The organism is Aquimarina gracilis (genome assembly GCF_035285365.1).
Taxonomy (GTDB): Bacteria; Bacteroidota; Bacteroidia; order Flavobacteriales; family Flavobacteriaceae; genus Aquimarina; species Aquimarina gracilis.
This window is the reverse complement of sequence record NZ_JAYKLX010000003.1, coordinates 44,205-58,171: the sequence shown is the minus strand read 5'-3', so window position 1 is coordinate 58,171 and position 13,967 is coordinate 44,205. Positions and strand designations below refer to the sequence as shown.

Below are 13,967 nucleotides of genomic sequence, written 5' to 3'. Positions count from 1 at the left end.
TTGCAGTCTTTTAACTTTTATCTCTTTTCGTTTTCAGGATACCACCTGCATAACCAAATACATTGGATTTCAACTCTCTGAACTTTTTATATAATGTATTGTATGAAGTTTTTAGTAATTCATGCTCCATATAATATTCGTGATCACATGAAATCGTATCACACTCAAGCATGCCTCCTAGTTCACTTTCATGTTTTCTGATGCTTTGGTGTAAACTTTCTATTTCTTCTTCTACTTTTTGGATTTGTGCTTTATACTCTTGTAATCGCTCAAAAAGATTAGGCGTATTAGGTTCAAATACATAAGAGTTTAAAAGTTGATTAATAAACTTCAGTTCTCGATTAATAAACTGTAAACTCGATTTCCATTCGAGAGCGTCCAGATGAATTTCTTTTAACTCTTTTTCTGCGGTAGGTTTTATAGTCGGCTTCATTTTTTTCGGGTTTTAAAACTGAGAATAATGTACTGAAACACTTGTGAGAGGGAAATGATAATTATCAGGTTATTAAATATTTATAAAATAATTAAGAAACCGTTTTTGATTATTTTTTTGGAGCTATTCTTATTGGTGTCGGTCAAACCAAAATTTCGATTGTTTCATATAATTTGGGTACATGAACATTCCATTTATAAGTGTCCTGTATCTTCACTCTTAGCGCATCTGAAGCAGAACGTTCTCCATGTACAAGAAATATTTTTTCGGGGACATTTTTGATTTCACTCATCCAATCCAATAATTCCTGTTGATCGGCATGTGCAGATAGGCTCTCTATTTGATGTATTTTGGCTTTAACCGGGTGGTATTTTCCAAATAATTTGATTTCATGAGCTCCTTCTTGAAGCAACCTACCCCGCGTTCCCTCAGCTTGAAATCCAACGAGAACTACAGAAGTTGTTGGGTTGTCTATTAATTGTTTTAAATAGGTAAGCACCCTTCCACCAGTAACCATACCACTACCAGCAATCACAATTTTTGGTCTGGGGTTATCTATAACCTCCCAAGTTTCTCGATATGAAGTAACAATGTTGATATGGTTACAAACCGCATAATAGTCACTCATTGGTAATTTATGCCAATCGGGAAAAAGCTCAAAAACCGAAAGTACATTGTTGCCCATTGGGCTATCTACATAAATTGGCAGGTTCGGAATTCGATTCTTTTTGTACAGTCGCCATAAAAGGTACATTAACGTTTGCAACCTTTCTACTGCGAATGATGGGATAATTAAGACTCCTTGATCATCAAGAGTTTTATTGATTAATGTTATTAATCTTTCTTCTATGTCTTCATCGGGATGAAGTTTATTACCATATGTACTTTCAATAAATAGGAAATCTGCCCACCTAGGCCTATCAGGTGATCTAAGCAATACATCATTGTTTCTTCCTAAATCCCCTGAAAAAACAACTATTTTTCCATAAAGACTCAGTTCTATAAATGTGGATCCTATAATATGGCCATTGTATTGAAATCTATATTGAATATCTTCAGAAACCGAAATCCACTCATCTCTCTTTTTACTTTTAAAATGATTTATTGTTTTTTCGGCATCTTTTTCTGTATAAAATGGTAGCGCTGGATCGTGACTAGAATATCCTTCTTTATTTGCTCTCTCGGCCTCTTCTTCATGAATTTTTGCACTATCCCTTAAAATAATTTCGGTAATAGCAAGTGTAGGTGCACTCCCTATAATATCGCCAACAAACCCTTGCATTACCAACCTTGGCAAATATCCTGTGTGATCAAGATGGCCATGAGTAAGTAAAACAATATCAATATCTGCTGCATTAATAGGAAGTCCTTTCCAGTTTATCTCGCGAAGTTCTTTGAGTCCCTGAAACATCCCGCAATCAATTAATATGTTTTTTTGAGGGGTTTCTATATAGAATTTAGAACCCGTTACAGTACCTGCAGCTCCCAGAAAATGAATTTTAATAGTTGGCATGGCAGACTTATACGTTACAGAGTAATTTGATTTCGCTCATTATTTTTTCTTTACGCCGTTCTGAGACACCCAAATGATCCAAGTAGAAAACATCTCCAATTAATTGCTTACATAATACTACATCTCGACTTAATAAAAATTGTTTCTCACGGTTGGTTAAAAGTGTAGAGACTGTAATTGGATATAATCCCAAACGGTCTATCCTATCTTTTAATCCGTTTTCTTTGGGGTAATCCCAACTAAGCAAATACAGTCCCGCACATTCTCCATAATTGATAGCGTCTTTTGTAAAACGAGTATTGGTAACCACCCAACCTTCATCGGGTGGTAATTCTTCTTTATTCTGATCACCATAATATGCAACAATATCCTGATATCGAGAGTGAATATATAATGGAATTTTCACATTACAATTACGTCCTTCTTCTCCATGAAACTTACATTCTACTACAATATAATTGCTGTTCTTTCTGGCGATGACATCCACTTCATGAGATACACATTTCCCATTAATGATTTGCCCGATATTGGTTTTATAACCCGAATAATGAAGTATTGCAGCAACAAAACGTTCAAAAGGAAAACCTGTTGGGCCTAATTCATAGATAGCTTTTTTGAGTTTATACTTTGATGCGAAAACCGATTTTTTCTTTTTAAGTAAAGCAAAAGCTCTATTATATATTTCTTTGGTTGAAATGCCCTGATATAATTCATCCCGAACGATATCAAGTATATGTTCGACCGAATGATCATCGGCACCACTTCTCCTTAAAGAATTACGAAGTTTGTGCAGTGAAAATTTAACCTTTTCACCTGAAGATTTTATTATATCAAAATCTTGATTTTGCATTTGTTTGTTTTTAAATGAAATGCAATGACCTGATCTATTGTTATTTTAAAAGATATCTTGTGTGCTAGTCGAAATTAAATGGTATCTCGTTTATATTTTTTAAAATAATCTCTTACCAGTGCTTTTGTTTGATTATCGGTCATACTATCGGCCCTAAAAACACCTTCAACTTTATTGAATATATCTTTGTAATTCTCTTGTAGTTCTTTATTAAACTTTTCTCCTGCTTCTGCAGGTCCAAAAATGGCAACTTTATCAGCATCTTTTATATAAGGAACGAGTTCAGAAAAATAAACTCTAAATTGGTTTTTTTCTCGTTCCAAATATCTACTATCCTGTACAACATCTTGTGGCCCTCCTTTTAACCGGGTTCCCGATCCACCATGTATTCTGAAGTTTTCAATATTTGATTGAATGGTTGTCATGTCTTCTCCATCATCTTTTACATGAATAATGTGAGCCTTTTCTTTATCTATCCAGATTCCTATATTTTTCATCTTTTTCAATATTTTTATGTTATTAAACTAATGCTTTATAAAGCTCTTACTATCCTCTTAAATCATGTATTGCCAATACAGGTACTTTGGCATATCTCCCCAAGCTTTTAACCATCGGTTTAGAGAAAATACTTCCAAAAAAGCTATGTTTTCTATTAAAAAAGGCTATCATGTCACTTTCTCTACTTTCTACAAAACATCGTACTGCAGACGGAGCATCCAGGTTAGTTAATGTATGAAACGTGTAGGTTAGCCCTTCAAAATATTCTTTGAGAAGGTTTTGATTGTTTTCTTGTTCTTCGCTCAGCGGATCCCCATCAGAAGCATACAATACTCGAATGGCAGCTTTACTCATTTTGGCCACTTCGATGATATTCTGAAGTTCGCGCCGTTTAAAATTCATCTTATAATCTGTTGGAAAAACTATTTCTTCGAGATCTTTATATGTAGCATCTTCTGGTATAGCCATTACAGGACAATTTCTAGACTTTTCCATCACCATTACTGTATTGCTTCCAAAAATCACATCTACCGCATTAGAGCTTCCTTTTGTACCCATAATGATCATCTCGATGTCCTGTTTATCTACAATGTCTTTAATCGCATCAAGCAACCCATTAAACTGGGATACCATAAAAAACTTATGTTCTCTTTCATCATTACGAAAACTTAATCTTTCTAGAATTTTACTTAACCCCTGTTCTGACTTCTCTTTGGCTTCTTCATAGAGTTTTTCTCCAGGTTCGGGAACCATCATACTTTCCAGGGCATAGCCCGAAGCATTAAATGCATTAAGAATATAAAAATCACAGGTTTCGTTTTTGTATAATTCTGTAGCATATTCTATAGCATTCCATGCGTTTTGTGAAAAATCGGTAGGTAACAGAATCTTCTTTTTCATTATTTAAGTTTTTAGATTTATAGTATAAATTTATAGGTACTACCACATGAAAACTATGATAATTATCAGCCTGCAGTTGGGATTACCAAAAAAGGGATGCTTGCCTGGAAACCTATTTTTTTCAATACTGGTTCGTGAGTAATGCTTTCAATAAGACTGTGTCTGTAACGCAACATTGCCAGCATATCAATATTCATTTCTGCGATAAACTTTTTGATGACTTCGGCTTTTTGATTGAATTTTGAGATCCAGTGCACACTATAATTTAGGCCTTCTAAATGTTCTTTTAGTTTTTTGAAATTATGCTCTTGTATCTCATCCAACTTTTCTTCTTCATGAATATGCATGATTCTTATGTTGGAATTGAAAAAAGAGGCTATTTTTACAAGTGGTTCTAGCTCTTCTTTACTATAAAAACGTCTGAAAGCCGTAGCGAAAGCGATTTCGGCAGGTACCTTAAAATCATATTCATGGGGTACAGCAAGTATTGGACACCCTTTAACTTTTTGAATTACCCTAACAGTATTGCTTCCCATAAAAACTTCTTTAAGACCACTAGCTCCTTTGGTCCCCATAACCACTAGGTCAATCTCTTTGTTTTTTATGGTTTTATTAATAGTTTCTGGTAACTTTTTGGAAACAGATACGGTCTCAAAGCTATGATCAAGATCATCGGTATCTCTTACTATCGAATGTAGGGTCTCTGTAAGCTTATCTTTTGATTCACAACTTAATTTTTGATACAAAAGGTCACCTTTACTGGTATTAATTCTGCTGGTTAATACCGAAGTATCTACATCGAATGTATTTAGAATAAAAAATTGGCACGCTTCGTCTTTAAACAACCTAGTTGCATAAAAAAGTGCACAATAAGCATTGTCTGAAAAATCTGTGGGAACAAGTATCCGTTTCATTTTTTAAGGTTTTAAATTTATATCTTGAAACCAATAGTGTTTTTGGTATTCTTAAACTAATTTCTGACCAGAGAAGGCAATTTCTCTTGTGTCTTCGAAATTAAATTCATCGGGTACAGCCAGTACCGGGCAACATTTAGTTTTTTCGATAATATTAGAAGTGTTACTTCCTATGAAAAATCCTTTGGCTCCTGTTGCTCCTTTGGTACCCATAACAATCAAATCGATACCTTCACTTTTTACTGTTTCTTCGATTGTTTCCAAAAGTTTTTTGGCCGATAAAATTGTCCCGAAAGTATGATCAAAATCTTCGGTATCTCTTACAATAGAATGCAGTGTTTCGGTCAATTTTTCGTTGGCTCGCTTGCTTACTTCTTGATCTAAATCTTCAGAATCCTTATTTCCTGAAATAGCAGATCTATTAATATCGCATGTATTAAGAATATAAAATTTACATGGCTCATTTTTGAATAAGCGGGTAGCATAGTAAAGTGCATTATATGCATTGTTAGAAAAGTCTGTAGGAACAAGTATTCGTTTCATGACATATGTTTTATAAATTATATCATAAAACTATTCCCAAATCATCAAAAATTCTATGACAATTCTCAGTTATCGGAAGGAATTACCAAAAATGGTATTGTTGTATGAAATGTCATTTTTTTTATGACCGATTCTCTGGTTAATCGCTCAATGAAACTATGTTCATAATTAATCATCACTAATAGATTAACTTCTAATTCTTCTATAAATGATTGAATGGCTTTTTCTAAATTCGAGAAATTATGAATTACGTGAAAATCGTGCTTAATATCTTTAAAGTATCGTTCTAAAGAAGTAGAGTTGTAGGTTTGTACAATATCTAATTCTGGCTTATCGTAAACATGTATCATTCTTACAGTAGCTCCTTGCTGTTTTGCCAGTTGTAATATAGGTGTGATTTCTGATTTATAGTACACTCTTTCAAAATTTGTAGCAAAAGCAATATTGGTGATATTTTCGAAAAAAACATCATCGGGTACCACCAAAATAGGGCAACACTCTATGTTTTTTATAATTCTGTGTGTATTACTACCTAAGAAAATTTCTTTGGCTCCCGTTGCTCCTTTGGTTCCAATAACAATTTGGTCAAAATGATCCGCAACTGTCATTTGCGCAACAATTTCTAGCAATGATCCCGATTTTGAAAAAGTTTTAAAAATATGTTTAGGATCAGGACCAGAATTGCTTATATCTTCTAGTATCATTTCTAATCCTTCTTTGGATTCTATCTTTACTGCATCATAATAGTGACCAACTCGTTGTGAACTTACAGTACTAATAAGCTGTACTGGTTTTACTTCATATGTATTTAAAATATGAAACTCACAAGGCGTATTTTTATACAACTCCATCGCATACAATATGGTATTCCAGGCATTGGCCGAAAAATCTGTTGGGATAAGTATACGTTTCATAGGTATTATTCTTAAGGTTATTTTATCCTCTTTTCTGAAGGAATGACTAAAAACGGAATATTGGTGTGATATGCAATTTGATTAATTACAGGTGTAAATAAGAGATTCTCGAAAAATGAATGTTTATTGTGAATCATCACTAATAAATTGACCTTGTATCTTTTCTGAAAATCTTCTACAGCTTCAATTACATCAACTCCTTCTTCAATATGAAAAACGTGGGCATTACCTTTAAAATACTCCTCCAAATAATCTTTTATTTCCTTTTGTGCATCATTCAACGGTACTCCATAATATGCATTCAAAATATTAAGTCTGCAAACATGCGAATCACATATTTCTTTGATAAGCGGTAAATACTTGTTGGTCTTGCTAAGTTTATAATCTGTAGGAAATAAGATATCTTTTGGTTCTTCATACTCAAATCCAGAGGGTATGGCAATAACCGGGCATTTTACTTTCTTAATCGTATACATGGTATGGGTACCTATAAAAACCTCTTTGGCTCCTGTGGCACCTTGAGTTCCCATAACAATTAGATCGATGTTGTACTTTTCGATAACGTCTTTAATCTCACCAACCAGTGTATTAAAAGCCGATAATCGTACAAATTCATGCTTCGGATTATTAAACTCTTCTTTAATTTTTTCTTCGATTCGCTCTATATCTCTTTTCGAATTTACCATCGCCACATCTTCCATCCCATAAAGTGTAGGGTTTTCGATAAGATAGCCCGCATGATATGATACAGGAGTAAATGTATTTAGCAAATAAAAAGTGACTTTGTCATTTTTGAAAAATTGCATAGCATACCTGATTGCATTATATGCATTGTCTGAAAAATCTGTTGGTAATAAAATTCGTTTCATCGCACCATGTTTTTAATATCGTTGTAAATTTTGCATCGTTAAGAAAGGTATTTTTATATGCAATCCAATTTTATCTATTGTAGATTGATATAGAATACTCTCTAGATAAGATCTTCTCGAGTTTACCATGACCAAAAAGTCGATTTCATGATCTTCTATAAATTGATTAATCGCACTGGTAAGGTCATCTGATGATATCCTGTTAAATCTTAACTCGGCATCTGGCAAAGATTCTTCCAGAAAAGCTTTATTATCTTCTTGTCTTATCGATAATTTTTCAAAGCCTGAAATATGTAAAAAATTAATTGTTGATCTAAAACTTTTGGTAAGTGTACTCAGTAATTTTAATTCTCTGCGCTTATATGGAATCAAATAATCTGTTGGAAATAAAATCCTTTTCGGAGAATCATATTTACAACCATTAGGCACTGCCAATACAGGACATTTTACATATTTTAGTACTTGCAATGTATTGCTGCCAAAGGTAATATTTCGATCATCGGTTTTACCTTTTGTGCCCATAATCAAAATATCAATATTTTCTTTATCCACCAGATCATTTGCCTCATCTATTAGCGTTCCAAATGTGGATACTATTTGGTATGTATGCCTGGGATTGGGAGATATTTCTTTTACATCCTTTAGTATTGCCTCCAATTCAACATCAGCGTGCTTTTGAACGGTTTCTTTTAACTCTTCAAAAATCTCCCTGGACACCAAAGTATTATGATCGTATACCTCATCTGCAAAGGCATGCATGATAAAAAAATCACTGCGTTCATATTTAAACAACTCAACGGCATACCGAATAGCATTCATTGCATTTTCTGAAAAATCTGTAGGTATCAAAATCTTTCTCATCGTACAGTATCTTTGATAAAGTTCTATTCAAAACTATATAATGAGTAAAGGAGAAACTATGACTTTTGTCAGCTATGTATTTGATTTTGGCGAATCCTTAAGAGTGTTTGTTCTACAAAAACGGTACCTTGAAAATAAAAATGAAATTTTCTGCAATCCCTATAGTTTTTATAACCTCAGTGATACTACTAGTGCTTACTATTATGGTGGTCATGAATGTATCATTTAGCTGGGTGTTTTATCTTACTTGTCTAGGCCAACTTATGGTAATTATCATGGTGTATAAGGTACTTAGAGATACGTATACAACTACTAAAACATTCAAGGATTTTTATGAGGATTATCCCATTTCTGACCATACATAAAAGGACTCATTTTTAAACGAATTAAAGAATGAGTCCCTTGTAATTAATTTCTTAATTACAGCTATACTTTGTCAACTTCAGAAACCCTCGTTGTTTTACGAGAAAATGCCGAACTCATTCCTAATTCTGGAATGGTTAAGAATGGGATTTTGATTTGAAAAGCTATTCGTTTTACAATGGGCTCTCTTGTCAATCTTTCTACAAAGCTATGCTTGTAGTAGAGCATAGCCAATAAATATATATTCAGTTCTTCAGTAAAATCTTTAATAGAATCTGCTACCGAATCACCTTTGTTTATGGTATGATGATAATGTTTAACATCTGCAAGATACTTTTCCAACATGTTTACATTAAACTGTTGTTCTTTGGTCAAAGGCTCATCTTGTTCTTGAACATAAACTATTCTTATGGTCGCGTCGAATAGTGCTGCAAAATCAATAAGAGGTTGTAACTCATTATAACTATAAAAACGTTTAAAATCTGTGGAAAAAGCAATTTCTGAAGGAACAATGAAATCTGATCCCTCTGGAACAACAAGAACAGGGCAATTTTTTACAGTTTTTATAACGCGAACCGCATTACTTCCCATAAATACCGAAGCCGCCCCAGTAGATCCTTTGGTTCCCATTATAACAAAATCTATTTTTTCCTTTTGCACTATTTCTTTTACTTCGTCGGTTAGAGAATTTGCAGAAACTTTATTTACAAAATGATGCTTTAGAGCTGGTAGTTCTTTTTTGATCCTGGATTCCAACTGCTTTAATTTATTCAGAGAAAACACCATTGATGCATCCTCCATACCTGTATTTGCGGGAACTCCTTCTATAGAAGAAAAAATAGCCGGAGTATATACATGTAGTAAGAAAAAAGTACATTCAATATCTTTAAAAAGTTTACTGGCATATTCTATAGCATTCCATGCATTTTCAGAAAAATCTGTGGGTATTACTATTTTTTTCATCATAACAAAGTTTAAGATGGAATTCCAAAACTAATAGGCCAACTCTGCTGAAACTATGATATTTATCATTTTACACCATTTGATACTTTGTCATTTTTGTAACAAATAATGAGTCTATGATAGCATCGACTTGTTTTCACTGCGGAAGTGATTGCGGTAAAACAATTATAAACTTTGATCAAAAAACATTCTGTTGTAATGGGTGTAAAACTGTATATGAGATTTTTTCGAGTAATGATTTATCCTGTTATTATGACTTACAATCTGCTCCTGGAGCCATTCCTAAAGAAATTGAAGGGAAATACAATTATCTCGATAATCCTGATATTATTGAAAGATTAGTAGAGTTTGAGGATGAAAATATACAAATTATAACCCTTTACATACCCCATATACATTGTAGTTCCTGTATCTGGGTTTTAGAGAATTTACACAAACTTCAACCAACCATCACGTCTTCGCAGGTAAATTTTCCTAAGAAAACCGTTCGTATAACATTTAATAAAGAACAAATTTCTCTTAAAGAAGTAGTTACTTTATTAAGCACTATTGGTTACGAACCTTATATTAGTTTAGAAGATTATTCTACAGGAACAACTACAATTAATCGCAGCCTTATTTATAAACTAGGGATAGCCGGTTTTGCCTTTGGCAATGTGATGTTTTTATCGTTTCCAGAGTATTTCGAAGTATCAGAATATTGGCTTGAACAATACAAACATGTTTTTCGATGGCTTATGTTTGCTTTTTCTTTACCTGTAGTATTTTATGCAGCCCAGGATTATTTTATTTCGGCTTACAAAGGATTACGATCCAAACTATTAAATATTGATGTACCTATTGCTTTAGGAATCTTAGTTCTATTTATTAGAAGTACCACCGAAATTGTTTTTGACCTGGGAACAGGTTTCTTTGATAGTCTTACCGGGCTTGTATTTTTCCTGTTACTTGGAAAGTTTTTTCAACAAAAAACATATTCATTCTTATCTTTTGAAAGAGACTACAAATCATATTTCCCGATTGCTGTGACACGTATTACAAAAACAGATCAGCAGAAAAGAAAGGAAGAAAATATTAAGGTATATGATATTAAACAAGGAGATCGTCTTTTGATAAGAAATGAAGAGTTAGTTCCTGTAGATTGCATTCTTATCGAAGGTAACGCCCAAATTGATTATAGTTTTGTAACCGGCGAGAGCGAATCTGTTGGTAAACAATCTGGTGATAAGCTTTTTGCAGGAGGGCGACAATTGGCGGGTGCTATCGAAATTGAAGCCCTAAAATCGGTAGAACAAAGTTATCTCACTCAATTATGGAGTAACGATATCTTTAACAAAGATAAATCGACATCATTTACTAACCTTACAGATACTATTAGTAAATATTTTACTATTGCTATTTTATGTATAGCGGCAGTATCAACTACTTTTTGGTTGTTTACCGATCCAACAAAAGCGATTAATGTTTTTACCGCAGTACTTATTATTGCCTGTCCATGTGCATTGGCGCTGGCAAGACCTTTTGCGCTAGGAAATATCCTTAGAATTTTTGGAAAAAGTAAGTTTTACCTCAAAAATGCAGATGTAATCGAACAATTAGCACAAACAGATACCATAATTTTTGATAAAACCGGTACCATAACCACCAATAAAAAAAGTAATATCGAATATCAAGGATTACAACTCACTCCCGAGGAAGAGTCATTACTCAAAAATACACTTCGTGCTTCGAATCACCCTTTAAGCCGATCTCTTTATGATATCCTGGATGAGCATAATATCATAACACTAGATGATTATCAAGAACACATCGGGAAGGGCATTAAAGGTAAATCTGCGCAAAATACGATCAAAATTGGTTCTTCTGGTTTTGTGGGGAATACCAAAGACTCTGAAGCCCTAAATACTTCAGTACACATAAGCACAAATAACAAATACAAGGGGCAGTACATTTTTCATAACCAATATCGAAAAGGAATCAAAGAGGTATTCAACACGTTATCAAAAACCTATAATTTGTCTATTCTGTCAGGTGATAACGAAGGCGAAAAACAATATTTAGAACAACTATTGCCAAAAAAAACAAAGCTGTTCTTTAATCAAAAACCACAAGACAAACTCAATTACATTGAGATATTACAACAACATCAGCACAAAGTAATTATGGTTGGCGATGGACTTAACGATGCAGGAGCGCTGGCACAAAGTGATGTGGGTATTGCCGTTTCAGAAAATGTCAATGTATTTTCTCCTGCTTGTGATGCTATTTTGGATGCTTCTCAATTTGAAAAAGTGACAACCTATCTTGGTATCTCCAAAAAAGCGATAAAAATTATTAAATCAAGCTTCGTTTTATCATTTTTATACAATATAATTGGACTTTACTTTGCCGTTACCGGGCAACTATCACCCATTGTGGCTGCAATATTAATGCCTTTAAGTTCAATTTCTATTATTATCTATGTTACCGTATTAACCAATATCCTAAGTAGAAGATTGAAGCCAATAAAATGAATGCATCAAAAGACCATAATCCTATAGAACACTTCCAGAAATGGTTTCATGAAGTGGATACACAATTTCCAGAAGAAGAGACCAATGCAATGTTTCTTTCAACAATAGGAAAAGATGGGTTTCCGAAAAGTCGAATTGTATTATTAAAAAGATTTACCTGGGAAGGGTTTATCTTTTTTACCAATTACAACAGTGAGAAAGGAAAAGCCATCGCTCAAAACGATAGGGTATCTATTTCTTTTCATTGGGCATCGGCCAAGCGTGAAGTTTTTATAAGTGGAAAAGCCGAGAAAATTCCTAACAATCTTTCTGAAGGATATTTTGAATCTAGACCCGAAGGAAGTAAGTTAAGTACATGGGTATCTAATCAAAGTGAAACTATAGCTTCGCGTAAAGTTCTTGATGATCGTCTGAAACATTTTGAAAGTAAATTCAAAAACAAAACCATTCCCAAACCAGAATATTGGGGTGGATATATTATTAAACCTTATACTTTGGAATTTATAGAAAACCCTAAATCGGCTCGCTTTTGTATGGTTACAAAATATACATTACAGCAAGATTATAGCTGGTCAAAGCATATTAATTATCATTTTCAGTAATGTATCGAATCAATAAATATTTGTTCTCATAATTATCACATTTGGTTTTCTGGATATGGAGAAAACAAGTCTAATACCATTTCGACTATTTGAGTGTTTAAGAACAAATATGCTAGTAGTATCCCCAGGCATACAATAATTAATGCCTTTATAAGTTTTCCTTTAAGGTCAATTCTTCCTGAGTGCTTTTTCATAGTTTAAAATTTTAGTCGGTTAGTGAATACATACAAATTTCATTAACAAATAGAAATTAAAACCTGACGAATATCATTTCCTGATTCTTTTAATAAGGCAACCTTTGTACTAAGAAAACCAACAAAAGGACATAACCACAATCGTCCAAAAACTAAAACTTGAATCATGAAAGATATTACCAAAATTCTTGTTCCGTTCGATGTATCGACTTCTACAAACAATGCCATTGAATATGCAATTAATTTTGCCAGGGACGATAAAAACATCGAGATACTACTGATACATGTTAATGAATCTGGCGATAACTCATTACAAAAAAGTATAACAGAGACCATCGGGAATATTAAAAAAGCGTATCCCCTTTTCAGAGGTACTATTAATTGGACTCTTAAAACTGGTGATCTAATAGACAATATCTTAGAAACCCAAAAGCAAGAGCAGATGCATTTGGTGATTATGGGAACAAAAGGTGCCGATGAGGAAACCGAAATCACCAATACCTCTAGACTTGTATTAAAAGCTGATTGCCCTGTAATTGCTATTCCTGAAAATTCAAAAGAATTCGCAGTAGAAAAAATAGCTTTGGTATTAGGAAAAAATGAAATTGACGATGCATCTGTGCTTGAAATACTTTTGGATATTGCCAGAAGGTTTCACTCTGAAGTACATGTTTTAACGATTTGTAACGAAAATGAAAGCTATGGGTATTCTGAAGTTGATGAAAAAAACGAAAAGGTCCTAGAATACTATTTAGAGAAGTTTTATTCTCATCATACTTTTCAGGAAAACACAGATATCGAAAAAGGGATTTTTGACTATATCAATGATAAAGGAATTGATCTATTGGCCATCTTGCCCAGAAACCATGCAACAAAAAATAAACCTTCTGAAGGTAGGCTTACCAAACTTTTGACGCTTCATACCGAAATACCTCTATTAACTATTGATTAACTAGCTCTGTAAGTGAGTATTGTTCCTTACAATTTTAATCAATAAAATAATGAATGATCCTATGTAAGGATGATTCCAGGTAAAC

The 13,967-nt window shown here is 33.4% G+C and carries 16 protein-coding genes; 4 read left to right on the top strand and 12 right to left on the bottom strand.

All coding sequences use genetic code 11. The annotated features are described in order from the left end of the window. Nucleotides 1–10: 10 nt before the first annotated feature. From U6A24_RS06225 to U6A24_RS06180, 10 genes are all read right to left on the bottom strand, one after another. Nucleotides 11–433, bottom strand: coding sequence for a hypothetical protein (locus U6A24_RS06225; RefSeq protein ID WP_324179083.1), 423 nt, complete (start codon nucleotides 431–433; stop codon nucleotides 11–13). Between the two features lie 142 nt (nucleotides 434–575). Beyond that, complete coding sequence (locus U6A24_RS06220; RefSeq protein WP_324179082.1) at nucleotides 576–1,946, bottom strand: MBL fold metallo-hydrolase; 1,371 nt, start codon at nucleotides 1,944–1,946, stop codon at nucleotides 576–578. Nucleotides 1,947–1,953: 7 nt separating this feature from the next. Then, entirely contained in the window at nucleotides 1,954–2,796 is an 843-nt protein-coding gene (locus U6A24_RS06215; protein ID WP_324179081.1) for an ATP cone domain-containing protein, read from the bottom strand. A 74-nt stretch (nucleotides 2,797–2,870) separates the two neighbouring features. After that, nucleotides 2,871–3,293 carry a hypothetical protein gene (locus U6A24_RS06210; RefSeq protein ID WP_324179080.1) on the bottom strand — a complete coding sequence of 141 codons (423 nt, stop codon included), beginning with the start codon at nucleotides 3,291–3,293 and terminating at the stop codon, nucleotides 2,871–2,873. A gap of 49 nt (nucleotides 3,294–3,342) precedes the next feature. After that, nucleotides 3,343–4,194 carry a universal stress protein gene (locus tag U6A24_RS06205; protein WP_324179079.1) on the bottom strand — a complete coding sequence of 284 codons (852 nt, stop codon included), beginning with the start codon at nucleotides 4,192–4,194 and terminating at the stop codon, nucleotides 3,343–3,345. Between the two features lie 65 nt (nucleotides 4,195–4,259). Next, complete coding sequence (locus U6A24_RS06200; RefSeq protein WP_324179078.1) at nucleotides 4,260–5,108, bottom strand: universal stress protein; 849 nt, start codon at nucleotides 5,106–5,108, stop codon at nucleotides 4,260–4,262. 51 nt (nucleotides 5,109–5,159) lie between these two features. After that, entirely contained in the window at nucleotides 5,160–5,651 is a 492-nt protein-coding gene (locus U6A24_RS06195; protein WP_324179077.1) for a universal stress protein, read from the bottom strand. Nucleotides 5,652–5,716: 65 nt separating this feature from the next. Beyond that, nucleotides 5,717–6,565: a universal stress protein gene (locus U6A24_RS06190; RefSeq protein WP_324179076.1), complete on the bottom strand. Its 849-nt coding sequence runs from the start codon at nucleotides 6,563–6,565 to the stop codon at nucleotides 5,717–5,719. A 17-nt stretch (nucleotides 6,566–6,582) separates the two neighbouring features. Continuing rightward, nucleotides 6,583–7,434, bottom strand: coding sequence for a universal stress protein (locus U6A24_RS06185; RefSeq protein WP_324179075.1), 852 nt, complete (start codon nucleotides 7,432–7,434; stop codon nucleotides 6,583–6,585). Nucleotides 7,435–7,446: 12 nt separating this feature from the next. Then, nucleotides 7,447–8,295, bottom strand: coding sequence for a universal stress protein (locus U6A24_RS06180; RefSeq protein ID WP_324179074.1), 849 nt, complete (start codon nucleotides 8,293–8,295; stop codon nucleotides 7,447–7,449). A gap of 140 nt (nucleotides 8,296–8,435) precedes the next feature. Between U6A24_RS06180 and U6A24_RS06175 the strand changes: the two genes are divergently transcribed. Continuing rightward, a complete protein-coding gene (locus tag U6A24_RS06175) occupies nucleotides 8,436–8,660 on the top strand; it encodes a hypothetical protein (protein WP_324179073.1) in 225 nt (74 codons plus the stop codon). 61 nt (nucleotides 8,661–8,721) lie between these two features. Here U6A24_RS06175 and U6A24_RS06170 read toward each other — a convergent pair whose 3' ends face one another. Continuing rightward, a complete protein-coding gene (locus tag U6A24_RS06170; RefSeq protein WP_324179072.1) occupies nucleotides 8,722–9,621 on the bottom strand; it encodes a universal stress protein in 900 nt (299 codons plus the stop codon). 116 nt (nucleotides 9,622–9,737) lie between these two features. Between U6A24_RS06170 and U6A24_RS06165 the strand changes: the two genes are divergently transcribed. Next, nucleotides 9,738–12,134, top strand: coding sequence for a heavy metal translocating P-type ATPase (locus tag U6A24_RS06165; RefSeq protein ID WP_324179071.1), 2,397 nt, complete (start codon nucleotides 9,738–9,740; stop codon nucleotides 12,132–12,134). Next, on the top strand, nucleotides 12,131–12,736 hold the full coding sequence (pdxH, locus tag U6A24_RS06160) for a pyridoxamine 5'-phosphate oxidase (RefSeq protein ID WP_324179070.1): 606 nt from the start codon (nucleotides 12,131–12,133) through the stop codon (nucleotides 12,734–12,736). Before U6A24_RS06165 ends, pdxH begins: the two co-directional genes overlap by 4 nt. A 35-nt stretch (nucleotides 12,737–12,771) precedes the next feature. Here pdxH and U6A24_RS06155 read toward each other — a convergent pair whose 3' ends face one another. Further along, complete coding sequence (locus tag U6A24_RS06155; RefSeq protein WP_324179069.1) at nucleotides 12,772–12,930, bottom strand: hypothetical protein; 159 nt, start codon at nucleotides 12,928–12,930, stop codon at nucleotides 12,772–12,774. Between the two features lie 166 nt (nucleotides 12,931–13,096). On the opposite strand from U6A24_RS06155, the gene U6A24_RS06150 reads away from it, so the two are divergent. Then, nucleotides 13,097–13,882 carry a universal stress protein gene (locus U6A24_RS06150; protein WP_324179068.1) on the top strand — a complete coding sequence of 262 codons (786 nt, stop codon included), beginning with the start codon at nucleotides 13,097–13,099 and terminating at the stop codon, nucleotides 13,880–13,882. Nucleotides 13,883–13,967: the final 85 nt, after the last annotated feature.

What these genes read in the sequence shown, in the direction of transcription:
- U6A24_RS06225 (WP_324179083.1), bottom strand. Translation starts at nt 433, where the DNA reads ATGAAGCCGACTATAAAACCTACCGCAGAAAAAGAGTTAAAAGAAATT.
- U6A24_RS06220 (WP_324179082.1), bottom strand. Translation starts at nt 1,946, where the DNA reads ATGCCAACTATTAAAATTCATTTTCTGGGAGCTGCAGGTACTGTAACG.
- U6A24_RS06215 (WP_324179081.1), bottom strand. Translation starts at nt 2,796, where the DNA reads ATGCAAAATCAAGATTTTGATATAATAAAATCTTCAGGTGAAAAGGTT.
- U6A24_RS06210 (WP_324179080.1), bottom strand. Translation starts at nt 3,293, where the DNA reads ATGAAAAATATAGGAATCTGGATAGATAAAGAAAAGGCTCACATTATT.
- U6A24_RS06205 (WP_324179079.1), bottom strand. Translation starts at nt 4,194, where the DNA reads ATGAAAAAGAAGATTCTGTTACCTACCGATTTTTCACAAAACGCATGG.
- U6A24_RS06200 (WP_324179078.1), bottom strand. Translation starts at nt 5,108, where the DNA reads ATGAAACGGATACTTGTTCCCACAGATTTTTCAGACAATGCTTATTGT.
- U6A24_RS06195 (WP_324179077.1), bottom strand. Translation starts at nt 5,651, where the DNA reads ATGAAACGAATACTTGTTCCTACAGACTTTTCTAACAATGCATATAAT.
- U6A24_RS06190 (WP_324179076.1), bottom strand. Translation starts at nt 6,565, where the DNA reads ATGAAACGTATACTTATCCCAACAGATTTTTCGGCCAATGCCTGGAAT.
- U6A24_RS06185 (WP_324179075.1), bottom strand. Translation starts at nt 7,434, where the DNA reads ATGAAACGAATTTTATTACCAACAGATTTTTCAGACAATGCATATAAT.
- U6A24_RS06180 (WP_324179074.1), bottom strand. Translation starts at nt 8,295, where the DNA reads ATGAGAAAGATTTTGATACCTACAGATTTTTCAGAAAATGCAATGAAT.
- U6A24_RS06175 (WP_324179073.1), top strand. Translation starts at nt 8,436, where the DNA reads ATGAAATTTTCTGCAATCCCTATAGTTTTTATAACCTCAGTGATACTA.
- U6A24_RS06170 (WP_324179072.1), bottom strand. Translation starts at nt 9,621, where the DNA reads ATGAAAAAAATAGTAATACCCACAGATTTTTCTGAAAATGCATGGAAT.
- U6A24_RS06165 (WP_324179071.1), top strand. Translation starts at nt 9,738, where the DNA reads ATGATAGCATCGACTTGTTTTCACTGCGGAAGTGATTGCGGTAAAACA.
- pdxH (WP_324179070.1), top strand. Translation starts at nt 12,131, where the DNA reads ATGAATGCATCAAAAGACCATAATCCTATAGAACACTTCCAGAAATGG.
- U6A24_RS06155 (WP_324179069.1), bottom strand. Translation starts at nt 12,930, where the DNA reads ATGAAAAAGCACTCAGGAAGAATTGACCTTAAAGGAAAACTTATAAAG.
- U6A24_RS06150 (WP_324179068.1), top strand. Translation starts at nt 13,097, where the DNA reads ATGAAAGATATTACCAAAATTCTTGTTCCGTTCGATGTATCGACTTCT.